Annotated in this window: 26 protein-coding genes and 1 tRNA gene; 13 read left to right on the top strand and 14 right to left on the bottom strand. The window is 58.7% G+C overall.

What is annotated here, in order from left to right:
• The first annotated feature begins 20 nt into the window (after positions 1–20).
• From AC6BYQ_RS11335 to AC6BYQ_RS11320, 4 genes are read left to right on the top strand one after another with little or no spacing between them, the layout of a single operon-like run.
• Positions 21–941, top strand: coding sequence for an ABC transporter substrate-binding protein (locus tag AC6BYQ_RS11335; RefSeq protein ID WP_498056886.1), 921 nt, complete (start codon positions 21–23; stop codon positions 939–941).
• Positions 942–950: 9 nt separating this feature from the next.
• Entirely contained in the window at positions 951–1,478 is a 528-nt protein-coding gene (locus tag AC6BYQ_RS11330) for a GNAT family N-acetyltransferase (RefSeq protein ID WP_154747757.1), read from the top strand.
• A gap of 30 nt (positions 1,479–1,508) precedes the next feature.
• Complete coding sequence (locus AC6BYQ_RS11325) at positions 1,509–2,396, top strand: amino acid ABC transporter permease (protein WP_019454099.1); 888 nt, start codon at positions 1,509–1,511, stop codon at positions 2,394–2,396.
• Between the two features lie 9 nt (positions 2,397–2,405).
• Positions 2,406–3,233 (top strand): amino acid ABC transporter ATP-binding protein, encoded by an 828-nt coding sequence (locus AC6BYQ_RS11320; protein WP_498056885.1) that lies wholly within the window; start codon positions 2,406–2,408, stop codon positions 3,231–3,233.
• A gap of 33 nt (positions 3,234–3,266) precedes the next feature.
• On the opposite strand, the gene AC6BYQ_RS11315 is transcribed toward AC6BYQ_RS11320, so the two are convergent.
• Complete coding sequence (locus AC6BYQ_RS11315) at positions 3,267–3,776, bottom strand: VOC family protein (protein ID WP_019454101.1); 510 nt, start codon at positions 3,774–3,776, stop codon at positions 3,267–3,269.
• Between the two features lie 165 nt (positions 3,777–3,941).
• On the opposite strand from AC6BYQ_RS11315, the gene AC6BYQ_RS11310 reads away from it, so the two are divergent.
• Entirely contained in the window at positions 3,942–4,421 is a 480-nt protein-coding gene (locus AC6BYQ_RS11310) for a cold-shock protein (RefSeq protein ID WP_019454102.1), read from the top strand.
• 23 nt (positions 4,422–4,444) lie between these two features.
• On the opposite strand, the gene AC6BYQ_RS11305 is transcribed toward AC6BYQ_RS11310, so the two are convergent.
• The 3 genes from AC6BYQ_RS11305 to AC6BYQ_RS11295 form a co-directional block, all read right to left on the bottom strand.
• Entirely contained in the window at positions 4,445–5,893 is a 1,449-nt protein-coding gene (locus AC6BYQ_RS11305; protein WP_498056884.1) for a GGDEF domain-containing protein, read from the bottom strand.
• 634 nt (positions 5,894–6,527) lie between these two features.
• Complete coding sequence (locus AC6BYQ_RS11300) at positions 6,528–7,079, bottom strand: flavodoxin family protein (RefSeq protein WP_019454105.1); 552 nt, start codon at positions 7,077–7,079, stop codon at positions 6,528–6,530.
• Positions 7,080–7,197: 118 nt separating this feature from the next.
• A complete protein-coding gene (locus tag AC6BYQ_RS11295) occupies positions 7,198–8,103 on the bottom strand; it encodes a LysR family transcriptional regulator (RefSeq protein WP_498056883.1) in 906 nt (301 codons plus the stop codon).
• Positions 8,104–8,200: 97 nt separating this feature from the next.
• On the opposite strand from AC6BYQ_RS11295, the gene AC6BYQ_RS11290 reads away from it, so the two are divergent.
• Positions 8,201–9,265, top strand: a complete 1,065-nt coding sequence (locus AC6BYQ_RS11290; RefSeq protein WP_498056882.1) for an aldo/keto reductase — start codon at positions 8,201–8,203, stop codon at positions 9,263–9,265.
• Positions 9,266–9,445: 180 nt separating this feature from the next.
• On the opposite strand, the gene AC6BYQ_RS11285 is transcribed toward AC6BYQ_RS11290, so the two are convergent.
• From AC6BYQ_RS11285 to AC6BYQ_RS11255, 7 genes are all read right to left on the bottom strand, one after another.
• Positions 9,446–10,978, bottom strand: a complete 1,533-nt coding sequence (locus AC6BYQ_RS11285) for a glycosyltransferase family 39 protein (RefSeq protein ID WP_063918877.1) — start codon at positions 10,976–10,978, stop codon at positions 9,446–9,448.
• 125 nt (positions 10,979–11,103) lie between these two features.
• Positions 11,104–11,247 carry a hypothetical protein gene (locus tag AC6BYQ_RS11280; RefSeq protein ID WP_015376917.1) on the bottom strand — a complete coding sequence of 48 codons (144 nt, stop codon included), beginning with the start codon at positions 11,245–11,247 and terminating at the stop codon, positions 11,104–11,106.
• A 56-nt stretch (positions 11,248–11,303) separates the two neighbouring features.
• Positions 11,304–11,459, bottom strand: coding sequence for a hypothetical protein (locus tag AC6BYQ_RS11275; protein ID WP_498056881.1), 156 nt, complete (start codon positions 11,457–11,459; stop codon positions 11,304–11,306).
• A 1,082-nt stretch (positions 11,460–12,541) separates the two neighbouring features.
• Positions 12,542–13,348 carry a DUF1796 family putative cysteine peptidase gene (locus AC6BYQ_RS11270; protein WP_498056880.1) on the bottom strand — a complete coding sequence of 269 codons (807 nt, stop codon included), beginning with the start codon at positions 13,346–13,348 and terminating at the stop codon, positions 12,542–12,544.
• 589 nt (positions 13,349–13,937) lie between these two features.
• Positions 13,938–14,014: transfer RNA gene (locus AC6BYQ_RS11265), tRNA-Arg, on the bottom strand.
• A 96-nt stretch (positions 14,015–14,110) separates the two neighbouring features.
• Complete coding sequence (locus AC6BYQ_RS11260) at positions 14,111–14,437, bottom strand: hypothetical protein (RefSeq protein WP_156785397.1); 327 nt, start codon at positions 14,435–14,437, stop codon at positions 14,111–14,113.
• Positions 14,416–14,625, bottom strand: a complete 210-nt coding sequence (locus AC6BYQ_RS11255; protein ID WP_025160050.1) for a hypothetical protein — start codon at positions 14,623–14,625, stop codon at positions 14,416–14,418. Before AC6BYQ_RS11255 ends, AC6BYQ_RS11260 begins: the two co-directional genes overlap by 22 nt.
• Before the next feature lie 206 nt (positions 14,626–14,831).
• Between AC6BYQ_RS11255 and folD the strand changes: the two genes are divergently transcribed.
• Together folD and ybcJ are read left to right on the top strand one after the other, a co-directional pair.
• The gene (gene folD / locus AC6BYQ_RS11250; RefSeq protein ID WP_004940177.1) at positions 14,832–15,698 is read left to right on the top strand and encodes a bifunctional methylenetetrahydrofolate dehydrogenase/methenyltetrahydrofolate cyclohydrolase FolD; all 867 of its coding nucleotides are present in this window, start codon (positions 14,832–14,834) and stop codon (positions 15,696–15,698) included.
• Positions 15,699–15,708: 10 nt separating this feature from the next.
• Complete coding sequence (gene ybcJ, locus AC6BYQ_RS11245; protein WP_019454114.1) at positions 15,709–15,921, top strand: ribosome-associated protein YbcJ; 213 nt, start codon at positions 15,709–15,711, stop codon at positions 15,919–15,921.
• A 66-nt stretch (positions 15,922–15,987) separates the two neighbouring features.
• Here ybcJ and cysS read toward each other — a convergent pair whose 3' ends face one another.
• Positions 15,988–17,373, bottom strand: a complete 1,386-nt coding sequence (gene cysS, locus AC6BYQ_RS11240; RefSeq protein ID WP_063918875.1) for a cysteine--tRNA ligase — start codon at positions 17,371–17,373, stop codon at positions 15,988–15,990.
• 309 nt (positions 17,374–17,682) lie between these two features.
• On the opposite strand from cysS, the gene ppiB reads away from it, so the two are divergent.
• The 4 genes from ppiB (at position 17,683) to purK (ending at position 20,648) form a co-directional block, all read left to right on the top strand.
• Positions 17,683–18,177 carry a peptidylprolyl isomerase B gene (ppiB, locus tag AC6BYQ_RS11235; RefSeq protein ID WP_004940183.1) on the top strand — a complete coding sequence of 165 codons (495 nt, stop codon included), beginning with the start codon at positions 17,683–17,685 and terminating at the stop codon, positions 18,175–18,177.
• Positions 18,178–18,187: 10 nt separating this feature from the next.
• Positions 18,188–18,910 carry a UDP-2,3-diacylglucosamine diphosphatase gene (locus AC6BYQ_RS11230; protein ID WP_019454116.1) on the top strand — a complete coding sequence of 241 codons (723 nt, stop codon included), beginning with the start codon at positions 18,188–18,190 and terminating at the stop codon, positions 18,908–18,910.
• Positions 18,911–19,059: 149 nt separating this feature from the next.
• On the top strand, positions 19,060–19,584 hold the full coding sequence (gene purE / locus AC6BYQ_RS11225; protein ID WP_498056879.1) for a 5-(carboxyamino)imidazole ribonucleotide mutase: 525 nt from the start codon (positions 19,060–19,062) through the stop codon (positions 19,582–19,584).
• Complete coding sequence (purK, locus tag AC6BYQ_RS11220; RefSeq protein WP_019454118.1) at positions 19,581–20,648, top strand: 5-(carboxyamino)imidazole ribonucleotide synthase; 1,068 nt, start codon at positions 19,581–19,583, stop codon at positions 20,646–20,648. The genes purE and purK overlap by 4 nt, the downstream gene beginning before the upstream one ends.
• A 70-nt stretch (positions 20,649–20,718) precedes the next feature.
• On the opposite strand, the gene ybbP is transcribed toward purK, so the two are convergent.
• Together ybbP and ybbA are read right to left on the bottom strand one after the other, a co-directional pair.
• Positions 20,719–23,151, bottom strand: coding sequence for a putative ABC transporter permease subunit YbbP (gene ybbP, locus AC6BYQ_RS11215; protein ID WP_498056878.1), 2,433 nt, complete (start codon positions 23,149–23,151; stop codon positions 20,719–20,721).
• Positions 23,148–23,834, bottom strand: coding sequence for a putative ABC transporter ATP-binding protein YbbA (gene ybbA, locus AC6BYQ_RS11210; protein WP_004940192.1), 687 nt, complete (start codon positions 23,832–23,834; stop codon positions 23,148–23,150). The genes ybbP and ybbA overlap by 4 nt, the downstream gene beginning before the upstream one ends.
• Between ybbA and tesA the strand changes: the two genes are divergently transcribed.
• A complete protein-coding gene (tesA, locus tag AC6BYQ_RS11205; RefSeq protein WP_177342846.1) occupies positions 23,805–24,443 on the top strand; it encodes a multifunctional acyl-CoA thioesterase I/protease I/lysophospholipase L1 in 639 nt (212 codons plus the stop codon). The genes ybbA and tesA overlap by 30 nt on opposite strands.
• Positions 24,444–24,447: the final 4 nt, after the last annotated feature.

Raw genomic sequence — 24,447 nt, 5'->3', positions numbered from 1 at the left:
CGCTTTCAGGGATACCCGCTATGCAGAAAACCGTTACCGCCGCCCTCGTGGCGGCCTTGTTGAGCCTGACCGGCGCCGCGCAGGCGGGCACCGGCATCGATTTGCAGGCCAATGAAACCCCAATCCACGCGCCGAAAAACCCGCAGGCGATCGCCAAACTGCCGGCCGATTTCCACTTCGTAAACCCGGGGCAGTTCACCGTCGCGATCGCCGCGCTCAACACGCCGCCTCTGGCGCTGTTCGCCGCCGACAACCGGCGGCTTATCGGCAGCGAAGTGGATATCGCGCAGCTGGTGGCCGACAGCCTGGGCCTAACGCTTAACGTGGTGCAAACCTCGTGGGAAGACTGGCCGCTGGGGGTGGTCTCCGGCAAGTATGACGCGGCCATCACCAACGTTACCGTCACTAAAGAGCGCAAAACCCGCTTCGATTTCGCCACCTACCGCATCGATTCGCTCGGCTTTTACGTCAAAACCGGCGGCAAGATCGCGACGATCAAACAGCCTGCCGATATCGCCGGATTAAAGATCATCGTCGGCTCCGGCACCAATCAGGAAGCGATCCTGCTGGCGTGGGATAAACAGAACCGGCAGCAGGGGCTCAAACCCTTCCAACCGATCTACGTGACCGATGATGCGGCCGCCACGCTGGCGATCCAGTCCGGCCGGGCCGACGCCTACTTTGGGCCGAACGTGCTCGGCGCCTATAAAGCGGCGCTGAATGGCCGTACTCGGCTGGCGGGCACGGTGGAAGGCGGCTGGCCGAAGGCGGCGCACATCGCCGTCACCACCCGCAAAGGCAACGGCCTGGTACAGGCGGTGAACGAAGCGCTGAACGGCGCGATCCGCGGCGGGCAATACGATCGGGTGCTCAACCGCTGGGGCGAGAGCGTCGAACGCCTTGCACAGTCGGAAATCAACCCGCCCGGCCTGGGCGACTAGGAGCGTGCGATGACAGCAGACACCTTCATTCAGACGCTGCCGACCGACCCGCTGATCGCCCCGGTGATCGAGGGACTGTTCGGTGAATATCGCCAGCGTTACGGCGATTATTTTGGTGACCAGGAACCGGAACCGCTGGATCTGTACGCGCCGCCGCAGGGCGCCTTTATCGTGCTGCTGCGCGCCGGTGCACCGATCGCCATGGGCGCCTTCAAGCGCTACGACGCGCAAACCGCCGAACTGAAACGAATCTGGACGCGGAGCGATCTGCGCCGTCAAGGCCTGGCGCAGCGGGTGTTGCAGCAATTGGAAGCGCTGGCGCTGGCGCAGGGATATCGCCGGCTCTATCTGACCACCGGCTTTCGCCAGCCTGAAGCGGTGGGCCTGTATCTGAACAACGGCTATCAGCCGCAGTTCGATCCGGCCGTCGACAGCGAGGTTTACAGCCGCCCTCCCTACGACGGCCGCCTGCCGTTCCGCAAGAGCCTGATTGCAGAGGACGCGTGTTGTTGCGCGTCGGAAAGGAAAATCGCCTAACCCTTTTTTATCTGTAGCAGGAGACATGACATGTCCAAACAAGAAGTCTTGAAAGTGGTGCCCGCCCGCTATCCGCTGCGGCTGATCGGCGCGCTGTTTTCGCTGTTCATTCTGGCCGCCATCGTGCAATCGGTGGCGGGCAACGCACGCTGGGAATGGGGCGTATTCGCCGAGTGGTTCTTCGCGCCGGCGGTGCTGGCCGGGCTGGGGCAAACTCTGCTGCTGACGCTGCTCGGTACCCTGTTCAGCATTCTGTTCGGCACCTTGCTGGCACTGGCGCGGCTGTCGCGCTCTTACCTGCTGGCGTCGCTGGCCTGGGGCTATATCTGGCTGTTTCGCTCGCTGCCGCTGATCCTGGTACTGATCATCCTGTACAACTTTTCCTACCTGTACGACGCCATTTCGCTGGGCATCCCCTTCACCTCCGTGGTGTTCGCCAGCTTCCCCACCATCGACATTCTCGGCCAGTTCGCCGTGGCGGTGCTGGGCCTGACGCTGGTGCAGTCCGCCTACACCGCCGAGATCATCCGCGGCGGCATTTTGGGCGTGGATTACGGCCAGCACGAAGCGGCGGCAGCGCTGGGCCTGCCGGGTTACCGCCGCACCTTCCGCATCATTCTGCCGCAGGCGCTGCGCTCCATTATTCCGACCGGCTTCAACGAGATCATCAGCCTGGCGAAAGGTACTTCTATCGTTTATGTGCTGGCGCTGCCGGAGCTGTTTTACACCATTCAGGTGATCTATAACCGCACCCAGCAGGTGATACCGCTGCTGATGGTCGCCACCGTCTGGTATCTGTTCATCACCACCGCGCTGTCGGTGATCCAATACTACATCGAGCGCTATTTCGCCCGCGGCGCGGTGCGCGAACTGCCGCCGACACCCTGGCAGAAACTGGCCGGCTGGTTAAAACGTTAGGAGCCCCGCATGTCTGAAGCTATTGATTATTACGCCTTGTCCGAGCAGCCGACACGTAACCTCACCCCGGTGCCGGCACGCGGCCTGATCGAAATCAGCAACGTCAGCAAGTTCTTCGGCAAGCACAAGGCGCTGGACGACGTCAGCCTGACGCTGCAACCGGGCACCGTGACCGTGATCCTCGGCCCTTCCGGCTCCGGCAAATCGACGCTGCTGCGGGCAATCAACCACCTGGAGCGCGTCGATGAGGGCTTTATCCGCATCGACGGCGACTACGTCGGCTACCGCCGCAAGGGCAACCGGCTGTACGAGCTGAAGGAAAAGGCCATTCTGCGGCAACGCATCAACGTCGGCTATGTGTTCCAAAACTTCAATCTGTTCCCGCATCTGACGGTGCTGGAAAACATCATCGAAGCGCCGGTGGTGCACAAGATCCATTCCCGCGAGCGGGCGAAGACGGTGGCCTATGAGCTTTTGGACACCGTCGGGCTGCGTCACAAGGCGGACGCCTACCCGCGCCACCTCTCCGGCGGCCAACAGCAGCGCATCGCCATCGCCCGCGCGCTGGCGCTGAACCCGAAGGTGATCCTGTTCGATGAGCCGACCTCCGCGCTCGATCCCGAATTGGTCGGCGAAGTGCTGGATGTGATTAAGGGGTTGGCCGATCTGGGGGTCACGCTGGTGGTGGTGACGCATGAAATCGGCTTTGCGCGCGAAGCGGCGGATCGGGTGGTGTTTATGGTCGACGGCCAGATCGTCGAGCAAGGCGACGCCAGGCAGGTGCTAGCCCAGCCGCAGCATCCGCGCACCGTCAATTTCCTCAACAAGGTATTGTGATGGTCGGGGCGCCGCAGCGCCCCGCATGGCCGCTTACCGGCCGGCGAAACGTCGCTTCTCGGCGGCGAAATCCAGCGGACGAATATCCTGCTGGTTTTTGTCCTCTTCGGTCAGCAACGCCGGGGGAATAAACCAGGTCACCTCGAACAGCAGCCCGTCCGGATCGTGGCCGTAAATGCTTTTGTGCACGCCGTGATCCTCTTCCAACCCGAGAATACCGCGTTCGGCCAACTGGTGACGAATACGCTCCAGTTCTTCCAGGCTGTCCACTTCCCAAGCCAGATGGTACAGCCCGGCCGCTGGCTCATGCTCCGCCGGCGGCTCGCCGTTGGCGCGAAACACCCCAGCGCGCTGCTGGCCCAGGTTCTTGCTGAACAGCGCCAAATCGTGATCGTTGTCCGAATCGGCGGCCTGGGTGAATACCGCCCTATCGGGGCTGTCGGACGGCTTGAGCTTGAAGCCCAACACCTGATGATAAAAGTCGGCGCTCTGCCGCACGTCGCTCACATACAGCACGGCGTGATTGAGACGTTTGATGCCCATCGATATTCCTTTTCGCAGTAAATGAAGTCAGCATGAACATAGCATGTGGGCGGAAAGCCGCTAAATGCCGTTATCGCATGACTAAATGCCGCGCGCGCAATCTGTCGCTGCCAGGCATTCCGCGCTATCATAAGCGCTGTATTGAACTTTTTTGTGAGAATAGCGATGAACGGCAAGATAACGACTTTTTTTGAAGACAAAGGCTTCGGCTTTATTACCGACGAGAACGGAGAAAATCGTTATTTTCACGTGATTAAAGTGCAGAACCCGGAGCTGATTAAGAAAAATGCGGCGGTGACCTTCGAGCCGACCAACAACACCAAAGGTCCGTCGGCTTATGCGGTCAAAGTGTTGGCACCCAGCAAATACATCATCATCGCCAATGAAAGAATCAAGATCACCAGCATCAAGTCTTTCAACACCTTCACCAAGGACGTACCGGTCAAAGCCGACGTGGATAAGGAGAACACCGTGCTGTCGGTCGGTTTGTTGATGAACCGCATTCGCCCGCAGTCGGAAGATCAAGCGCAGGCCATGCAAACGCTGCGCATGTTGACCATCACCACCTTCCAGAACACCACCCATACCTTCTCCGAGCACGAGATCGATATGGATGAGACCATCAAGGCGCTGAAAAGCCTGTAAACGCCGCTCACCCAGCGTCGAGCTTAACGGAACAGAATATGCTCGACGCTGTTGCCGTTCACCACGTTGAACGACTCCACCCGATTCCGCCCCTGCGATTTGGCGCGATACAGCGCGATATCCGCCATATTCATCAGCTGCTCCAGCGATTTCACCTCGTTCATCGCCAGGCTGGCGACGCCGACGCTGATGGTGATTTTCAAGGTCTGCTTGCCATCCGCCTGCAGCTCCGTCTGCTCCACCAGCCGACGAAGATGTTCCCCCAGCGCCACACCCTGCGCCGCCAGCGCGCGCGGCAGCATGATGGCGAACTCTTCCCCGCCCAAACGGCCGAACAGCTGATCGTGCCGCAGCTCGCGCCGCACGATGTGCGCGAACGACGCCAACACCTGATCGCCGGCGCTGTGGCCATGCGTATCGTTGATCTGTTTGAAATGGTCGATGTCGATCAGCAGTAACGACACCGCCTCCTTGGAACGGTGCTTATGTTCCAGCAGCTCGCCCGCTTTGCGCGTCATCGCGCTGCGCGCCAGCACCCCGGTCAGGAAATCGTGGTTGGCACTGTGCTCTAGACGCCGCATCAGTTTACGGTTGGCGGCGATAGAGCTGGCGAGGATCAGCGGTCCCATCACCAGCATGGCGATGCCCAAGCGGGCGGACATCAGGGTATCGAGGAAGGCATTGTGATTGTTCGGCGTTTCATACAGCACCAGGTTGGCTGAAATGTTGCTGATCTCGGTCATGCCGGTCAACAACGTCAGCAGCGTCACGGGGAACAACTGGTAGCGCACGGCGCACCACAGCAGGGCCGGGATCGGGAAAGCGATAGCGCCCGGCCCGCCGATATAGACGCTGAACGCCAGCGACAGCAGCAGCGCCAATAGCGGCAGGCAGCCTTTCAGGCGCCAACGCACCTGCATGCGAAACAGCTGTTTCAACCGCGGCGCCGCCATCAGCACCGGCAACAGCAGCAACGTCGTCGAGAACTGCTCACTGAACCAGGCCAACCAGGCGACGACCACCGTATTGTTGTACAGGCTGTCGTTGCGCAGCACCGACAGCGTCGACGCCACTGCCGATCCGGCCAGACTGGCGCTGAACATATAGAGTATCGCCTGGGGTTTGCCCATACGCCGTTGAGATTGCGGCAGCATCAGCATGATGCCGTAACCGACGGCGATCAGCGACATGTTGCAGGCGTTCAGCCACAGCGCCAGGGACCAGCCCTCACCGGTACTGAGATCGGCGGCGACCATGCCCAGATAAGTGATGAGCCAGCCGAGCGGCGTAGCGTAAACGGGTTTACGCAGCAGCAGCCCGAGCAGAATCGCGTTGACCGGCCAAAATAAAGAAAGCGAGCCAATCGGCCGGCTAAGAATACCCACCAGGGAAAGTAAAAAGGCCAGCATGAAAAGATTGATCAGCTGAACCGTAAGCGGCAGGCCATGCCTGGCGTTTATTCTGGCGTTCATCGCCTCGCCCGTATATTGCTAATAACCAGAATAATAATGTGCATACGCTCTCGCCCGGCCAGTGAGGGATTGTCAACCCGGATTTCAACCAAAAAAGCCAGACAAATCAACAATGAAAAACATTAACATTTAATTAACAGACTTTTCTTAACCTAATGCGGCATCGGTTGCAGCCACGGTAAACCGCCGGGAAATTATACCCATCCCAACTGTCAGCATAGCGCAAAACCGCAATATACCCGTGAAGGCGTTAATGACATTAATAAGTTTGTGGTTATTGGTCGTTGAATAATATTGGAATAACTGCGCGGTTATTTTCCTGCAACTGAGCCGCCCGTGCAATAACAAGCCAAAAAAAGCCCGCGTGAAGCGGGCTTGCTTGAACAACAGCAAATCGACAGTTACGACACAGCCATGCATTGCCTGCCTGTGCCGTCGCGCAGTATAGCGGTGAAAGCTTAAGCCGACCTTAGCAACAAAAAACCCGGCCTAGGAACCGGGAATATTTGTACGAAATGCAGTGTTAGCCCAAGCAGGCTAATAACATTTCGCAGCTTACGCGCCAATTGTGCAGAGAAAATGAACGCGACGCGGATTTCGCCTCGCCCCAATCCCTTCTGAACGAGGTCAGGCCTTACGCCAGTTTGGCGGCAAAACCCGCCACGCGCTGACCGTAGAGCTTGGCGGTCGCCAGATCGCCCGACAGCATCTCATCCACGCTGGCATCCGCCGGCGTTTGCACCAGCAGCCCCACCGAACCGCCCAGGTTGTTGACGTCGGTGCGCTGCGCCGATTTGGTGTTGGCCGGCAGCAGCCCCAGGCTGACCCACAGGCCGCCATGTTGCGAAGCCAGCGTCTGCAGCGCGATCAGCGTCACCTGCTTATCGCCGTTCAGGCTGGCGCTGTTGGTAAAGCCACCGAACACTTTGTCCTGCCACTTGCGGCCGAACCAGGCCTTGGAGCTGGCGTCGGCGAATTTTTTGAACTGCCAGGACGGGCCGCCCATATAGGTCGGCGAACCAAAGATGATGGCGTCCGCCTCATCCAGCGCCTGCCAGGCCTCATCGCTGATATCGCCTTCCTGATCGATGGCGATCAGTTCCGCCCCGGCCCCTTCCGCCACCACTTTCGCCAAACGCTCGGTATGGCCGTAGCCGGAATGAAACACCACTACTGTCTTCGCCATAGAAATTCTCCACTCATTGCTCAGAGGCGCCGGCGGCGCCCCTCTCGCGTTCAATCTAATCAAGCGCGCCACGGCTGAATACTGAATAAAACTGACGGTGTTATTCAAAAAAATCGCGCTACGCGCCTTGTTCCGCCCATTGGCGGGCAAAATCGATAAAAGCGCGCAGCGGGCGCGGCGTTTGGCGGTTCGCCGGATAGTACAGATAAAAACCGGGAAACGGCGGCGTCCAGGCATCGAGCAACGGCAATAGCCTGCCGTCGGCCAAGCCGGTGGCGATCTGCTGCTCGAACAGATAGGCGATGCCGGCGCCATCCAACGCCGCCCGCACCAACACTTCCGGTTCATCGACGATCACCGGCCCTTCCACGGCGATGTCCCGCTTCACTCCGTCACGTTCAAACTCCCAGCGATACAGATTGCCGTTGGTCGGCCAGCGGTAGTTCAAGCAGCGATGCTGCCGCAGATCGTCCGGGGTTAGCGGTCGGCCGTAGCGAGCCAAATACGCCGGCGAGGCGACCACGCGCATCCGCACCTCCCCGCCCAGCTTGACCGCCACCATATCTTTCGCCAGCTTCTCATGCAGCCGCACACCGGCATCGAAGCCGCCGGCGACAATATCCACCAGCCTCTCTTCAATGCTGAGATCGAGAACGATATCCGGGTATTGCCGATGAAACGGTGCGATCAATGGCGCCAAATAATGCAGCGCCGCCACGCGCGTAACGTTTAATCGCAACCGACCTGACGGATTTTGTCGCCGCGCGACCGCCTGCGCCACCGCCGCGTCGATCTCCTCCATGGCCGGTAACAAACGCGCCAGCATCTGCGCGCCGGCTTCGGTGGGCGCCACGCTGCGCGTCGTGCGATTCAATAAACGCACGCCCAGCCGCGTCTCCAGGTTGCGCAGCGTTTGGCTGAGCGCCGAAGCGGACATGCCCAAATGCGCGGCGGCGCGCGCGAAACCGCCGTGTTCGACGATGGCGGCAAAGGCGCGCAACTCGGCAAAATCACTGCCTCTCATTATGCTCATCCTCCTTAATAATTCATGAAGATTATAGTGCATTCTTTAAACAGCCTGCGGGCGCTATCGTAAACGCCATCTACACGGGAGAATGCCTATGAACACATCGCTGTCGCTGGATCACTATCGCCTGCTGGGCCGCTCCGGCCTGCGCGTTTCACCGCTGGCGCTCGGCACCATGACCTTCGGCGCCGACTGGGGTTGGGGAGCCGAGCTGGCTGAAGCCCGCCGGCTGTTCGACGTCTACGTCGAACGCGGCGGCAATTTTATCGATACCGCCAACCGCTATACCGAAGGCAGCGCCGAACGTTTCGTCGGGGAATTCGCCGCCGGACGCCGCGATCGGCTGGTGATCGCCACCAAGTACACCCTGCCGATGCAGCCGGACGACCCCAATTCCGGCGGCAATCATCGCAAAAGCATGCTGCGATCGGTTGAAGCCAGCCTGCAACGGCTCAATACCGATTACATCGACCTGCTCTATTTACACGCCTGGGATTTCACCACGCCGGTGGAAGAGATCATGCGCGCCATGGACGACCTGGTGCGCGCCGGGAAAGTGCTGTATGTGGCGGTATCGGACCTCCCCGCCTGGCAGGCGTCGAGAATGCAAATGCTGGCGGAATTGCGCGGCTGGTCGCCGCTGATCGCGCTGCAAATCGAATACAGCCTGCTGGAACGCACCGTCGAGCGCGAACTGATGCCGATGGCGCAAGAATTGGGGCTGGGCGTGACCCCATGGTCGCCGCTGGCCGGCGGCGTACTCAGCGGCAAATATCGGCGGCAGGATCTGCAGCCGTCGCCCGATGAAGCGGGCACTCGGCGTGAAACCGTGCGCGCCAAGGGGATGCTGAACACGCGCAATCTCGATATCGCCGACGCCGTCAACCAGATAGCTCAAGGAACGGGATATACCCCAGCGCAAATCGCGCTGGCCTGGACGCTGCGCCACCCGACGGTCACCGCGCCGATCGTCGGCGCCCGCACTCTGGCGCAACTGGAAGATAACCTCGGTGCATTGAACGTGACGTTGGCGCAAGAACATTGGCGGCGTTTGGACGATCTCAGCGCCATCGAGCTCGGATTCCCGCACGATTTTCTCGCCCTGCCGACCACCCGCAGCATCATGAGCGGCGGCCTGCATCTCGCCCGGCGCAGGTAAAAAAAATCCCGCGCAAGGCGGGATAAACTTAACAGGGATGGGGTAATACACTACAGGGAATGGATAACACACAACATCATCGGGTAGAGCTACAGTACCAATCCCAATGTATAGAACTGTCATCCCCGCGTAAGTTTGCTCGGCCAGATGTAACGCCGAATGGGAAATATGACATTTCGCTCAATGCACCACGAACAGGCGCGATTCGAAACCGCCGCTCTTGAAGGTGCCGGTATTGACCCACCCCGGCGGCGAACGGCCGAAGTCCTGATTGAAATCCCCGCCGCTGACCAGCCAGACTCGGCGGTGGGTTTTCGATAAAACGCTGAGCTTATCGACGTAGGTCTGCGCCGCCCGATCGTGGAAAAAGGTGCCGAAGCCATAGGCGTTGGGCTTGCCCGAAATGCCGTTGGGCCTGGCGGGGGTATACAGCAAGGCGCGATAGCCCTGTTTGTTGTAATACACATAGCTCAGGTAGTTGAACATGTTGCTGACCACCACCGCATCGTTAGGCTGATAGTGGCTGTTGATATAGTGCACCATCACCTTGAACTCATCTTTCTCGACCGGGTAATCATTGCGCACGCCGCAGCCGAACAGCAGGCTGAAGAACAGCAGCAAAGAGATCCCGCGCACCCGGTTTTTCGTTCCGGCGATCAGCACACCCAACACCAGCGGAATGCCGAGCGCGGCGGAATAGAGATAGCGATCGACAAACAGCGGCGAGCGCCAGGAAATGGCGAATACCAACATTACCGGAATCAGCATGCCGCCGAGCAGCAGCAGAGCGTATTTTCTCGGCATCTGGCGCCGCCACAGCAACAGTGAACATAAAGCGACAAACATCGCCGGCAACAGCCAGAGAATGATCGTGGGATAGTTGCTGCCATCATGGCCCGTGAGAAAACGCCAGAACATCGCCGGCAGATCGCTCCAGGAAACCTGAGGGATCCAACCGACGTCGCCGCCGACCCGCAGCTCGGCGATATGCGCCAGCAGATTGAACAGCACCAGCAGCCAGGGAATGTAGGCCACCCCGATCGCCGCATTGGCCAGCCACCACGCCGGTTGCTTGATATAACACTCGCCTTCGCGGCGGCACGACAGCGCCAACACCACCAGCCAATGCGCGATGAGGGTAAAAATCGTGAAGTAATGGGTATAAAAGCTCAGCGTCATCAACAGCGCATACAGCGCCAGATAGCGGCGGTTATCCGGCGTTTTCAGCCACTTCGCCAACGCCATGGCGGCGGCGATCGCCAGCAGCCCCATCAGCGCATACATGCGCGCCTCCTGGCTGTAACGCACCGCCATCGGCATGATCGCCATCAGCCAGCCCGCTATCAGCGCCGCCCGCTCGTTGGCCAGCCAACGCGTAAAGCGCATCGCCAGCGCCACTGTCGCCACGCCGAGCACCAGGCTCAGCGAACGGGCCGCCATGATGCTGTCGCCAAACAGCACCATCCAGCCATGCAGCAACAGGTAATACAGCGGCGGGTGAACATCGAAGGAAGCGTGGTACAGCAAAGCGCCCACGTCATAGCGGCTGGTCAGCACGCTGGAGGCCTCATCGCACCAAAAATACCTGTCCGTTAAGGAAATAAACCGCACGACCGCCGCAAACGCCACGATCGCCAACGCGTAATGTTTATAGCCGATGCCCTTTAAGCCGTTGTTGCTCAACGAGACATTCGAAACCTGTTGCAGTGACATAACCGCATTCCGCCCAAGAGAACCACACAATGTGGAGACGCTGCGTCATCATTGCCGACGGCGGGTAAATGGCGGGTAAATCAGTGCAAAAAAGTCGGCGCGATCACCACCGCGCCGACCGGCCCTCAGCGAATTTCAACGCTGATATCCGGGTAGGCCTTCTCGCCGTCGCTGAGGTAATGCCCCAGCGCCCGGTATGCCATGACGTACAGCACGGCGGCGGCACACAGACACAGCAAGGTCACGAGAAAGAATCTGGATTTGCGCACGATAGGCTCCATGGGGAAATTTTCGCCTATTGTAGCGCGGCAAAATAAACGAAAGTTCAATGCCACTTGCCGTTTTCTGTGACAACATTCATTGTCAGGTGAAAACCCATCACGTCAAACCCGCTAAGCTCTGGAGTAACCAGTAACCTGCCGGCCTTCCCCTTTATGAACAAAAAGAGAAAAGTGAATTGCCCGTCGGTCCCTTTTTCCATCTGTGCGCCTCTTTTATTATTGGGCATATCCAGCGGCTTAATGCCCCCCTAAGCTAGCTAGCCTGTCACCGCTTTACGTATGAGTGATTAGAGATAGCAATGTATCTAACCATCGCCCCTCAGATATGAGATATTAAAGGAACTACATCAATCACTGTAAAGCTTTCTTATACCGATAAATGTGTGATAACCAAGATATACAATATTCTCGAAGTTAAAAACGCCTACCATGTCAGTGAGAGCATCATTAACGTTAAATTTCCAAACAAACAACCTCGCAGAACCATTATTAATGAGTCTGTCTAGTGACTTTCATTGGCTGACGGCTATTCATGTCTTCCTAGCAAGAGCCAGATAAAAACATCGTTATTCATTGCAATAATCTCGAAAACACTTTTCTTATGCTTACCACGCAACGATGAGTGGGGGAGCGTGATTCAATTGGAAATATTTCAATCTATTTTACCAACTTTAACTCTTTCGAGAATCAATAGCCAATCAATCAAACAACCCATCACTTAGCATGACCGTTTTTATGCTATTTCTCATATCACCACTCTATTACATGCTAAGCAGGCGGCTAAAAACACTTATTCCCTGCCAATTAATATTATTATTACCTTCGTTACAGAGAGAAAAATTCACCGTTTCTCTGAAGCATCAAAACCTAAGGTGCAAAATTTCCACATCGCCCCTCTTCGGGTTGTAACCCAACAGAAACAAACACCATCTTCATAGGTGGTGGTTTAAGGATAACAGTAAAAGATCACTTCCTGAGGAAGTAGTCTAAGACTTGCAACAAAAAACGGCCGCAGCCGTTTTTTATCAAATTATCAGAATGAAACCTCAGAGCGTAGGCATTTCTTCGGCATGTAGATAAACGAATTGACGGTTTCACCACCAGCGCTGGCTACGCTGACAGCCTCCCACTCATAGCCGTTGCCCTCGAACACATCGAGATGTAGACCACTGCATATACCAAAAGCCTTCACCCTTTCCCATTTCGGAGAACTCGCACTATTATTGCTTACCCCCTCTCGTCAGAAGATGCTGCTTCTTTCATAAACGATGAAAGTACGATATTAGTATTCTGCATCGCTACTCGCCCCTTTTTTCAATTTGTAATTATCGACAGTAATAAATATCTCAGAGAAAAGGTCATCATCTCCCTTAGCCCAAAATATTTCTGGATTATCCCCTCCCCACATATCATGAGTATGGCATACAAACTCAAGTAGACCTGTATCAAAGGCAGTGAAATCGATACGTTTGGCCTCACTACTCATTATTATATTTTGATAAAAAAGTACAATATAACAAGTACAACCATTAACATTATAAAACGATAAAAAATCGTTTAAATTCCTTCTCAAAAGAGAAAGATCGCTTTTTTCAGTAACTCTATGATGATAAAAGAAAACAAAATCCTTCTTACCTCGATACTGCAATTGGCGAGATATTCTTCGCTTGAAAGCCCGGCCATCCTCCTTAACTTTGAGAGGATCATGATGAGTGAACTCAAACCCAACCATATGCCTTTCGCTATACTCTCCCTCACAATCTTTATAAAAAATAGAACGTACGACAGAACCATCTCCATCAGGAAAATAATTCAAGCACTCTTCTTTTAATAAATTATTGTATCCATCCTTCTCCATCTGAATAACATACTCAATATTTGAGCGGCCAGAAGAAAATACGGAGCTAAAAGACTTCCTGTTGTGCCGTCGAAGAACATCATCTGGAAGGCAATTTTCCCCTAGTGAAACCCAAAGAACCTCAGAATTAGAACTATTGCGATACTTCCATTTTTTATGAACATTAACAACAGTCCGCTTTAGTGATTTAAGATTATTCTTTATGTATATTTTAATAGATTCACCACTCATCAATACACCTCATTTTCACTGCATCATCAATATAGTCAACGCACCAATCACCCAATTTTTTAATAGACTTACCAATTAATTAACCGATATACTATACGAACAGATTCTATCGATATCGATTTCATTAAAATTCACGCACAACACCTGATAAATATCGGCCATTTAGAGCGTGCAACTTCCCCCTCACATTTTTTAACTAGTACTTTTAAACAACTTCATCAACATATTAAAAACCCAAATTAAAACCAGGATATAAAAAATTATAATATACATCCACACATCAAATACACTTAATCAACCATCTTAAAATTTAACTTAAAAAATTCTTTAATTTGTATAGCCTTTTTAACTTGAAAACGCAACTTACCTACGACAATTACATCCGCCATGCGGCCAATTTTTATCCAAACTATTACTTAGACAAGTATGATACATAGGAAGCAACCTGATAGTGATATCAGATGAGAATGTTAAGGCCATCAGTAGGAGACAAACTGATGAAGAATCTGTCTGCGCCACCAGGAAACGTTCAAAGTCACCTTAGAGCGCATTATCATGAACTGAAGTAGCCAGCAAAAGATGGGGTTAATGGCACGCCCTATAGGATTCGAACCTATGACCTACGGCTTAGAAGGCCGTTGCTCTATCCAACTGAGCTAAGGGCGCATTGAGATGCGGCAACCTGCGGCTGCGGGTTGGGATTATACGGTCAGAGGTTAGCGAGTCAATGCCTTTTCATGACGTTACGGCGGCGGCCGTGCTTTATGGCGTTTTTTCCGCCAGCACCCGCACAGCGGCCCTGGCAACGCTGCGTTGAACCAGGCCAACAGCGGTGTCGCCCGGCGAGCGTTCAGAATGCTGCCGCGCGGTGTCTCGCTGCAGGCAAACGCGTGCGGACTGAACGACCGCCGTGATATCGCTCCAGTCGGCATGCTCAACCGCCTGCGTGTTGCAGGTCGCCGCCAGTCTCGCCGCCAGCGCGGCGTCGGGGGGCGTGCTGTTCAAAGAGGCCTGACTCCACGGCGCCCAGCCAAGCAGCAAGACGCAGATCATCAACGTATTGCCGTTCATGCGCACAGCTTCCGCCACAGCGCGCTCAGGCGCGCCCGCCACGACGGCGCCAGCGGGTGTTGGCCAAGCTGATGCAGCGCAATCAGCTGCGCGCTGTCCGCCGGATGCAGCGAAGAATCGAACACCGTTTCCCCTACGTGTTTAAGCTCCGCCGGTTGCTGGTCAGGCTGGTGATGCAACGGATAAAGCCGGGTTATCGCTCTCATGATCCTGCCCTCTTTCGCCCTGTGAACGGCCTCAGCGTATCCAAATGCAGGTAAAAATGGCGTAGAGGTTCCTGAAGCCGGCATAAAAAAAGCGTAAATCGGCCTCGGCAACGGCGGCGAGGGTGATTCTGCGCCTGACAGCGCGCTCAGCTTCTGCCAGAATAGCGGCATCCCCCGCTTTTCTTAATTGATGGATTTCCACACTGATGTCAGCAAAGATTATTGATGGTAAAACGATTGCGCAGCAGGTTAGAAACGAAGTGGCTGAGCAAGTGAAACAACGTCTGGCGGCCGGCAAACGCGCCCCAGGGCTGGCGGTTGTGCTGGTCGGCGAGAACCCGGCTTCGCAAATTTACGTCGCCAGCAAGCGCCGCGCCTGCGATGAAGTCGGCTTCCTTTCCCGCTCCTACGATCTGCCCGCTGCCACCAGTGAGGCCGAACTGCTGGCGCTGATCGACCAGTTGAACGCCGATGAGGAAATCGACGGCATTCTGGTGCAGCTGCCGCTGCCGGCCGGCATTGATAACGTCAAGGTGCTGGAACGCATTCATCCGGACAAAGACGTCGACGGCTTCCATCCGTACAACGTCGGCCGCCTGTGCCAGCGCGCGCCTAAGCTGCGCCCGTGCACCCCGCGCGGCATCGTTACCCTGCTGGAGCGTTATAACATCGATACCTACGGCCTGAACGCCGTGGTGGTCGGCGCCTCCAACATCGTCGGCCGCCCGATGAGCATGGAACTGCTGCTGGCCGGCTGCACCACTACGGTCACCCACCGCTTCACCAAAAATCTGCGTCATCACGTCGAGAACGCCGATCTGCTGGTGGTGGCGGTCGGCAAGCCGGGCTTCATTCCGGGCGACTGGATTAAACCGGGCGCCATCGTGGTGGACGTCGGCATCAACCGCCTGGAAAGCGGTAAAGTGGTGGGCGATGTCGACTTCGACGCCGCCAGCGAGCGCGCCGCCTACATCACCCCGGTGCCGGGTGGCGTTGGCCCGATGACCGTTGCTACACTGATCCAAAATACCTTGCAGGCCTGCGAGGAATATCACGACGTTCAACCTAAATAAGTAAGGCAGTATGGAAATTTTCAATCTGGACAATCATCCCCACGTCGAACTGTGCGATCTGCTGAAGTTCCAGGGCTGGTGTGAAAGCGGCGGCGCCGCCAAAGAAGTCATCGCCGAAGGGCGGGTGAAAGTCGACGGCAAGGTCGAAACCCGCAAACGCTGCAAGATCGTCGCCGATCAGGTGGTGGAGTTCGACGGCGGCAAGGTCGTGGTCAAGCCATAACCCTCGGTTGTCGCAATAGAAAAAGGCGCTGAATTCAGCGCCTTTTTTGTTTTTCCTGCGGCCGGATTACTTGCGACGCCAGGTGGTGCCCTGTGGGCCGTCTTCCAGCACAATGTTCATCTCGTTCAAGCGATCGCGAGCGGCATCCGCCAACGCCCAGTCCTTGGCGGCACGCGCTTCGTTACGCTGCTTGATCAGCGCTTCGATCTCCGCCACTTCGCCGTCGTCAACCTGAGCGCCCCCTTGCAGGAATTGCTCTGGCTCCTGCTGCAGCAGGCCGAGTACGTTCGCCAGCTTGCGCAATTCCGCCGCCATGCCGTTGGCCGCCGCCATGTCTTCCCCTTTCAGGCGGTTCACTTCGCGCGCCAGATCGAACAGCGCCGAGTAGGCTTCCGGGGTGTTGAAGTCGTCGTCCATCGCTTCGCGGAAGCGGGCTTCCAACGCTTCGCCGCCGGCCGGCGCGGCATTGGCGTCGGTGCCGCGCAGCGCGGTATAGAGACGCTCCAGCGCGGTACGCGCCTGCTTGAGGTTCTCTTCGCTGTAGTTCAGCTGGCTGCGATAGTGGCCGGACATCAGGAAGTAACGCACCGTCTCCGCATCGTAATGCCCGAGCACGTCGCGGATGGTGAAGAAGTTATCCAGCGATTTGGACATCTTCTCTTTGTCGATCATCACCATGCCGGAGTGCATCCAGTAATTGACGTACGGGCCATCGTGGGCGCAGCTCGACTGCGCGATCTCGTTCTCGTGGTGCGGGAACATCAGATCGGAACCACCGCCGTGGATATCGAAGTGGGTGCCCAGCTGCTTGCAGTTCATGGCGGAGCATTCGATATGCCAGCCTGGGCGGCCCGGCCCCCACGGCGACTGCCAGCTCGGCTCGCCCGGCTTGGACATCTTCCACAGCACGAAGTCCATCGGGTTGCGCTTCACGTCGTCGATCTCCACACGCGCGCCGGCCTGCAGTTGATCCAGATCCTGGCGCGACAGCAGCCCGTATTGCGGATCGCTGTCGATGGAGAACATCACGTCGCCGTTGCTGGCCACGTAGGCGTGTTCGCGATCGATCAGGCGCTGGGTGATCTCGATGATCTCGGCGATATGCTGGGTCGCGCGCGGTTCACTGTCCGGGCGATCGATCAGCAGCGCGTCGAAGTCGGCGTGCATTTCCGCCAGCATGCGTTCGGTCAGCTGATCGCAGGTCTCATGATTTTCCGCCGCGCGGCGAATGATTTTGTCGTCCACGTCGGTGACGTTGCGCACGTAGTTCAGCGAATAGCCGAGATAGCGCAGGTAACGCGCCACCACGTCGAAAGCGACAAAGGTACGACCGTGGCCGATGTGACACAGGTCATAGATGGTTACCCCGCACACGTACATGCCCACTTTCCCGGCATGAATGGGTTTGAATTCCTCTTTTTGACGACTCAGGGTATTAAAAATCTTTAGCATCGGGAGATTCCGTGGTGTGCGTGATAACAAAAAAGATAACCGGGCCTCAGGTTTTCCGCCCGGTAGCGTATTGAAACCTGAAGCCTGATCTATTGCAAGGTTAAGGCCATGCTTTGCTGGCTTCACGCGAATAAAATGCGCAAAATTCGGCGGTTGGCATAATTGTTATAATATAACACAAATGCAATTACCACAGACAGTGCGCGGTTGAGCCGCTGCTGACTCGCTGGGGTGGATATGTTATAAGGGCGGTCTGAATGTTCACTCGCTTTACGTGACGTCTCACTTCACCTTGTTAGGATTAAAACTATGGTTACTTTCCACACCAATCACGGCGATATCGTTATCAAGACCTTTGCTGACAAAGCGCCGGTTACCGTTGAAAACTTCCTGAACTACTGCCGCGCCGGTTTCTACGACAACACCATCTTCCACCGTGTGATCAACGGCTTTATGATCCAGGGCGGCGGCTTTGAACCCGGCATGAACCAGAAAGCGACCAACGCGACCATCAAGAACGAAGCCAACAACGGTCTGAAAAACACCATCGGCACCCTGGCAATGGCGCGCACCAACGATCCGCACTCCGCCACCGCACAGTTCTTCATCAACGTAGCCGACAACGACTTCCTGAACTTCCGCGGCGAAAACGTGCAGGGCTGGGGCTACTGCGTGTTTGCTGAAGTGGTTGAAGGCATGGACGTGGTCAACAAGATCAAAGGCGTGAAAACCGGCCGCAGCGGCATGCACCAAGACGTACCGGTAGAAGACGTTGTGATCAACAGCGTGACCGTCAGCGAGTAATCGCGGCTGCATGAGTACGCTGTTCATCGCAGATCTGCACTTGTGCGCACAGGAACCGGCAATCACTGCCGGTTTTCTGCGTTTTTTACGGCGCGAAGCGATTCACGCCGACGCGCTGTACATCCTCGGCGACCTGTTTGAAGCCTGGATCGGCGACGACGATCCCGAGCCGCTGCACGCGGAGATCGCCGCGGCGCTGAAGGCGCTGCAACAGGCCGGCGTGCCCTGCTATTTCATCCACGGCAACCGTGATTTTCTGCTCGGCAAACGCTTTGCCCGCGCCAGCGGCATGCAGCTGCTGCCGGAAGAAAAAGTGCTGGAACTGTACGGCCGCAGGATCCTGATCCTGCACGGCGACACGCTGTGCACCGACGATCAGGCCTATCAGCAATTCCGCCGCAAGGTGCACAACCCGCTGATTCAAAAACTGTTCCTGGCGCTGCCGCTGCGCTGGAGACTGAAGATCGCCGCTAAAATGCGCGCCCGCAGCCAACAATCCAACCAGTACAAGTCGGAAGCCATCATGGACGTCAACCCGCAGGCGGTCGAGCAAACGATGCTGCGCCACGACGTGCACTGGATGATCCACGGCCATACCCATCGCCCGGCGGTGCACCGGCTGGCGTTGAGCAACGGCGAAGCCCATCGCGCGGTGCTGGGCGCCTGGCACGTCGAAGGATCGATGATCAAAGTCAGCGCCGACGCCGTCGAGCTGATTCAATTCCCATTCTGAGTTCCGGACTGGCGCGCGAGTGAAAATTCGCGCTTTCGCCGGTGAAAACCGGCGACGCAACCGTTTTCCTCGCCGTGCGCTCATGGTATGCTCTACGCCCTCATTCGGTCCTCAGCCGACGCCAGACAAACCACAGGAGCCTTACACCCATGGGAGCCAACGCCGCTTCAGCCGCCAATGCCGGGGCTAAAATCGCAATTGTAATGGGATCGAAAAGTGACTGGGCCACCATGCAGTTCGCCGCAGAAGTCCTGACCCAGCTCGATGTCCCCTTCCATGTCGAAGTCGTTTCCGCTCACCGCACGCCGGACAAGCTGTTCAGCTTCGCCGAGCAGGCTACCGCCAACGGCTTTGACGTGATCATCGCCGGCGCCGGCGGTGCGGCGCACCTGCCGGGCATGCTGGCGGCGAAAACCCTGGTGCCGGTGCTGGGCGTGCCGGTGCAAAGCGCCGCGCTGAGCGGCGTGGACAGCCTCTACTCCATCGTGCAAATGCCGCGCGGCATCCCGGTCGGCACGTTGGCGATCGGCAAAGCCGGCGCCGCCAACGCCGGGCTGCTGGCGATGCAGATCCTGGCGTTGCACGACGCCGCGCTGGCGCAGCGTTTGGCGAACTGGCGTCAGGCGCAGACCGACGACGTCTTGAACCACCCCGATCCGCGGGAGGACGCATGAAGCCGGTTTGCGTACTGGGCAACGGCCAGTTGGGGCGCATGCTGCGCCAGGCCGGCGAACCGCTGGGCATCGCCGTTTACCCCGTCGGCATCGATGCCGAGCCCGAGGCGGTGCCGTATCAGAACAGCGTCATTACCGCCGAGATCGAACGCTGGCCGGAAACCGCGCTGACGCGCGAACTGGCGACCCACAGCGCCTTCGTCAACCGCGACATCTTCCCGCGTCTGGCGGATCGCCTGACGCAAAAACAGCTGCTCGACCAGCTCGGCCTGGCGACCGCGCCGTGGCAGCTGCTGGCGAGCGCCGCCGAATGGCCGCAGGTGTTCGCTTCGCTGGGCGAGCTGGCGATCGTCAAACGCCGAGTCGGTGGCTATGACGGCCGCGGCCAATGGCGCTTGCGTCCGGGCCAGGAAGCCGAACTGCCGGCCGACGCCTATGGCGAGTGCATCGTCGAGCAAGGCATCAATTTCTCCGGCGAAGTGTCGCTGGTAGGCGCGCGCGGCCACGACGGGCGTTCGGTATTCTACCCGCTGACCCATAACCTGCATGAAGACGGCATCCTGCGCACCAGCGTGGCGCTGCCGCAGCCCAACCCGGCGCTGCAGCAACAGGCCGAGCGGATGCTGGCGGCGATCCTGAACGAGCTGAACTACGTCGGCGTGATGGCGATGGAGTGCTTTATCGTCGGCGATCGGCTGCTGATCAACGAACTGGCACCGCGCGTGCACAACAGCGGCCACTGGACGCAAAACGGCGCGTCCATCAGCCAGTTCGAGCTGCACCTGCGCGCCATCCTCGGCCTGCCGCTGCCGCAGCCGGTGGTGAGCACGCCGTCGGTGATGGTCAACCTGATCGGCACCGCCGTCAACGAACAGTGGCTGTCGCTGCCGCTGGTGCACCTGCACTGGTATGAGAAAGAGGTGCGCCCTGGCCGCAAGGTCGGCCACCTCAATCTGAACGACCCGAGCGCCGCCGATCTGCGCCAGGCGCTGCAGGCGCTGGCGCCGCTGCTGCCGGGCGAATACCAAAGCGGGCTGGCCTGGGCACAGCAGAAGCTGGCCTAAGGCACCGCCGCCGAAAGTAAAAGGGGTTAGCCTTAGGCTAACCCCTTTTTTTCATCCCGCTAAGTCAACATTACCCCTCATAACTGCGGAACAGCGCCCGGCCGCGCAGCAGGCGCACACCCAGCCAGCCGCCGCACAGCGACAACAGCAGCGCGCTGGCCAGCGGCAGCGCCCACCACAGCACCGGCGTCGGCGTCCACGGGAAGTCGAACACCCGGCTCTGCAACAGCCACAGCGCCGCCTCGGCGCCCACCGCCGCCGCGATGCCCGCCACCAGCCCCAGCAGGGCGAACTCGCACCACAGCGTGCGGCGCAGCAGCCGTTTGCCGGCCCCCAGCGTACGGTACACCACCAGCTCCTGGCGGCGTTGACGCATGCCGACCTGCACCTGCGCCAGCAGCAATAGGCCGCCACACAGCACCACCAGCACCACCATCACCTCCAGCGCGCGGCTGACCTGCTGCAGCACGCCGCCGACCTGTTTCAGGATCGCGCCGATGTCCAGCAGACTGAGCGTCGGGAACTGACGGTTGAGTTGGGTCAGCATCTGGCCGTCGCCGTCGTAGCGGAAGCTGGTGAGCCAGGTCTGCGGCTGGCCGTCCAGCGCGCCCGGCGGGAAGATAAAGTAAAAGTTCGGCTTCAGGCTCTCCCAATCCACCTGACGCAGGCTGGTGACCTTGGCGCTGAACGCCTGGGTATCGCCGCTGAAGGTCAGCGTGTCGCCCAGCTTGATCTTCAGCCGCCCGGCGATGCCTTCATCCATCGAAACCTCGCCGGTTTTCGGCGGCCAGCTGCCCGCCACCAGCGGATTGTGATCCGGCAGCGCTGCCAGCCAGGTCAGGTTCAGTTCGCGGTTCACCGCCTCGCCGCCCGGATCGTCTTCATGCACCCGTTCTGTCGCCACCTGCTGGTTTATCTCGGTCAGACGCACCCGAACGATCGGGTAATAGGTTTCCGGCTTGATCTGGTGCTGCTGCAGGAAGGTTTTCACCTGCGGCACCTGCGCCTCGGTCATATTGAGCAGGAAAAAGTTCGGGCTGTCCGGCGGCAGCTGTTGCTGCCAGCGTTCGAGCAGATCGCCGCGCAGCACCAGCAACAGCGCCAACAGCATGAACGACAGCGAGAACGCCGCCAGCTGGCTGATGGTCACCCACGGCTGATGCAGCAGGCGATTGACCGCCAGCCGCAGCGCCAGGCTCTTGAGCGTGATGCGGCGCAGCAGCAGCAGGCTGCCCCAACCCATGCCGCCCAACAGCAACGCCAGCACCGCCATACCGGCCAAAATCGCCCACAGCAGCGTACTGGCCCCCATCAGCGCCACCAACAGCGCCACCACGATCGCCGCCGTCACCGGCAGGAAGTAGCGCAGTGGCCAGACGTTGGCCGTCACGTCGCGGCGCAGCACCCGCAGCGGCTGGGTCGCCAGCAGCTGGCGATACGGCCGCAGCCCGACCAGCAGCGAAATCAGCACCAGCGCGCCGAACGCCCACAGCCACGGCCAGGCGCCGGCGGCGGGCAACGCGGCCGGCAACACCGGCTTCAGCAGGCGGATCAGCAGCGCTTCGAACGCCAGCCCGATCGCCCCGCCACATACCGCCGCCAGCGCCATCACTGCCAGCCACTGGCCGACGATCAGCTTACGCAGCGCGCCGCGCCCGGCGCCGAGGGTTTTCAGCACCGCGATCAGATCGTAACGGCTGCGGCAATAGTGGCTCATCGCCACCGCCACGGCGGCGATCGACAACAGCAGCGTCAACAGGGCCGACAGCAGCAGGAACTGTTGAGATCGCTGCAACGACTTGCCGAGCGCGCTGCCGGATTCCTGCAGCCCGAACCAGCGCTGGTCCGGCGTCAACTGCGGCGTCAGCCGCGCTTCGTAACGCTGAATATCCGGCTCCGCGCCGGCGAACATATAACGGTAGGTCAGGCGACTGCCCGGCTGCACCGCGCCGGTCTTATCGACGTCGGCCAGGTTGATCATGATGCGCGGCGCGGTCTGGAACGGATTGAAGCCGGCGTCCGGCTCCTGAATGATTTCACCGGCGATGCGCAGCGTGGTGTCGCCCACCTCGAGCGAATCCCCGACTTTCACGTTCAGCAGCGCCAGCAAGCGCGGCGCCACCAGCACGCTGCCCGGTTCAGGCTTGATGTTGGCCGGGCGCGTTTCCAGCTTGCCGTACAGCGGATAGACCAGATCGGTGGCTTTCACGTCCGCCAGCTGCGGCCGATCGCCGGCATAGGTCATGGTGGTGAACGACAGCTGGCGGCTCACCTTCAGCCCCTGCTGCTGCGCGTCCAGCAACCAGCCTTCCGGCACCGGATGCGCGCTGCGCAGCACCCGATCGCCGGCGATAAAGTCGCGGCTCTGCTGGCTGAGCCCTTTGTCCATGCGATCGCTGATGCTGCCCAGCGCCAGCACGCAGGCCACGGAGAGCGTCAACGCCAGCCAAACGATCAGCAGCGACGGCGAGCGCCATTCGCGCCAGAACCAGCGCCAGATCATGCTTCCTCCCACAGCTTGCCTTCGCGCAGCCGCAGCCGCCGCTGGCAGCGCGCCGCCAGGGTTTCGTCGTGGGTCACCAGGATCAGGGTGGTGTCGAAATCGCGGTTGAGCGAGAACAGCAAATCGGCGATGCGATCGCCGGTTTGACGATCGAGGTTACCGGTCGGCTCATCGGCGAACAGCACCCGCGGCCGGCCGCTGAAGGCGCGCGCCAGCGCCACACGCTGCTGCTCGCCACCGGACAGCTGCGCCGGCAGGTGATCGAGCCGCTTGCCCAGCCCCAACTGCTCGAGCAGCTGCACCGCCTGCTCGCGGCTCTGCCTGTCGCTCTCGCCGCGCAGCAGCGCCGGCAGCTGCACGTTCTCCAGCGCGTTCAGCGTCGGCACCAGCATGAACGACTGAAACACGAAGCCGACATTTCTGGCGCGCAACGCGGCACGCCCCTCTTCGTCCAGCGCGGTCAGCGACTCGCCCAGCAAACGCACTTCGCCTTCGCTGCCGTCATCCAGCCCGGCCAATATGCCCAGTAAGGTCGACTTGCCCGAGCCGGATTCCCCGATCAGGGCGATCGTCTGCGCGGGTTTGACAAGCAGCTCGACTCCGGTAAGGATGGTGAGCTGATGCTCACCCTGACCAACGTGTTTACTAAGATGATGAACTTCAAGAACGTTTTCCGCTGGCATCTTCCCTTCCTTTTGCTGTTGGGATTATTCAGTTTACGCGCTGCCGCCGCCGATACCTTGTTGATTTTGGGCGACAGTTTAAGCGCCGGCTACCGCCTGCCGATCGAGCGGGCCTGGCCGACGCTGTTGGCCGAACAGTGGCAAAAAAAGCCGGGCGCGCCACAGCTGGTCAACGCCAGCATCAGCGGTGACACCGCCGCGCAGGGGCTGGCACGCCTGCCCGCGCTGCTGAAACAACATCGGCCGCGCTGGGTGCTGATCGAGCTGGGCGCCAACGACGGCCTGCGCGGGTTCCCGGCGCAGGACGTACAGCGCGATCTCGGCCAAATCATCACGCGGGTGCAGCAGGCCGGCGCACAGCCGCTGCTGATGCAGATCCGCATCCCGCCGAACTACGGCCGCCGCTATACTGAGGCGTTCAGCGCCGTCTATCCGGCGTTGGCCAAACAGTTCAACATTCCGCTGCTGCCGTTCTATATGGAACAGGTGGTGGTGAAGCCGGAATGGATGCAGGATGACGGATTGCACCCCAATGGGGACGCCCAGCCGTTTATCGCCACCTGGATGGCGGAGCGCCTGGAACCGCTAGTAAAACATGAGTCTAACTAAATTA

It is taken from the genome of Serratia sp. LTN-2 (genome assembly GCF_059740205.1).
The sequence above is the reverse complement of the archived record's forward strand: the minus strand, read 5'-3'. Positions and strand labels throughout refer to the sequence as shown.

What these genes read in the sequence shown, in the direction of transcription:
- AC6BYQ_RS11335 (WP_498056886.1), top strand. Translation starts at nt 21, where the DNA reads ATGCAGAAAACCGTTACCGCCGCCCTCGTGGCGGCCTTGTTGAGCCTG.
- AC6BYQ_RS11330 (WP_154747757.1), top strand. Translation starts at nt 951, where the DNA reads ATGACAGCAGACACCTTCATTCAGACGCTGCCGACCGACCCGCTGATC.
- AC6BYQ_RS11325 (WP_019454099.1), top strand. Translation starts at nt 1,509, where the DNA reads ATGTCCAAACAAGAAGTCTTGAAAGTGGTGCCCGCCCGCTATCCGCTG.
- AC6BYQ_RS11320 (WP_498056885.1), top strand. Translation starts at nt 2,406, where the DNA reads ATGTCTGAAGCTATTGATTATTACGCCTTGTCCGAGCAGCCGACACGT.
- AC6BYQ_RS11315 (WP_019454101.1), bottom strand. Translation starts at nt 3,776, where the DNA reads ATGGGCATCAAACGTCTCAATCACGCCGTGCTGTATGTGAGCGACGTG.
- AC6BYQ_RS11310 (WP_019454102.1), top strand. Translation starts at nt 3,942, where the DNA reads ATGAACGGCAAGATAACGACTTTTTTTGAAGACAAAGGCTTCGGCTTT.
- AC6BYQ_RS11305 (WP_498056884.1), bottom strand. Translation starts at nt 5,893, where the DNA reads ATGAACGCCAGAATAAACGCCAGGCATGGCCTGCCGCTTACGGTTCAG.
- AC6BYQ_RS11300 (WP_019454105.1), bottom strand. Translation starts at nt 7,079, where the DNA reads ATGGCGAAGACAGTAGTGGTGTTTCATTCCGGCTACGGCCATACCGAG.
- AC6BYQ_RS11295 (WP_498056883.1), bottom strand. Translation starts at nt 8,103, where the DNA reads ATGAGAGGCAGTGATTTTGCCGAGTTGCGCGCCTTTGCCGCCATCGTC.
- AC6BYQ_RS11290 (WP_498056882.1), top strand. Translation starts at nt 8,201, where the DNA reads ATGAACACATCGCTGTCGCTGGATCACTATCGCCTGCTGGGCCGCTCC.
- AC6BYQ_RS11285 (WP_063918877.1), bottom strand. Translation starts at nt 10,978, where the DNA reads ATGTCACTGCAACAGGTTTCGAATGTCTCGTTGAGCAACAACGGCTTA.
- AC6BYQ_RS11275 (WP_498056881.1), bottom strand. Translation starts at nt 11,459, where the DNA reads ATGGAAAAAGGGACCGACGGGCAATTCACTTTTCTCTTTTTGTTCATA.
- AC6BYQ_RS11270 (WP_498056880.1), bottom strand. Translation starts at nt 13,348, where the DNA reads ATGAGTGGTGAATCTATTAAAATATACATAAAGAATAATCTTAAATCA.
- AC6BYQ_RS11255 (WP_025160050.1), bottom strand. Translation starts at nt 14,625, where the DNA reads ATGAGAGCGATAACCCGGCTTTATCCGTTGCATCACCAGCCTGACCAG.
- folD (WP_004940177.1), top strand. Translation starts at nt 14,832, where the DNA reads ATGTCAGCAAAGATTATTGATGGTAAAACGATTGCGCAGCAGGTTAGA.
- ybcJ (WP_019454114.1), top strand. Translation starts at nt 15,709, where the DNA reads ATGGAAATTTTCAATCTGGACAATCATCCCCACGTCGAACTGTGCGAT.
- cysS (WP_063918875.1), bottom strand. Translation starts at nt 17,373, where the DNA reads ATGCTAAAGATTTTTAATACCCTGAGTCGTCAAAAAGAGGAATTCAAA.
- ppiB (WP_004940183.1), top strand. Translation starts at nt 17,683, where the DNA reads ATGGTTACTTTCCACACCAATCACGGCGATATCGTTATCAAGACCTTT.
- AC6BYQ_RS11230 (WP_019454116.1), top strand. Translation starts at nt 18,188, where the DNA reads ATGAGTACGCTGTTCATCGCAGATCTGCACTTGTGCGCACAGGAACCG.
- purE (WP_498056879.1), top strand. Translation starts at nt 19,060, where the DNA reads ATGGGAGCCAACGCCGCTTCAGCCGCCAATGCCGGGGCTAAAATCGCA.
- purK (WP_019454118.1), top strand. Translation starts at nt 19,581, where the DNA reads ATGAAGCCGGTTTGCGTACTGGGCAACGGCCAGTTGGGGCGCATGCTG.
- ybbP (WP_498056878.1), bottom strand. Translation starts at nt 23,151, where the DNA reads ATGATCTGGCGCTGGTTCTGGCGCGAATGGCGCTCGCCGTCGCTGCTG.
- tesA (WP_177342846.1), top strand. Translation starts at nt 23,805, where the DNA reads ATGAACTTCAAGAACGTTTTCCGCTGGCATCTTCCCTTCCTTTTGCTG.
- ybbA (WP_004940192.1), bottom strand. Translation starts at nt 23,834, where the DNA reads ATGCCAGCGGAAAACGTTCTTGAAGTTCATCATCTTAGTAAACACGTT.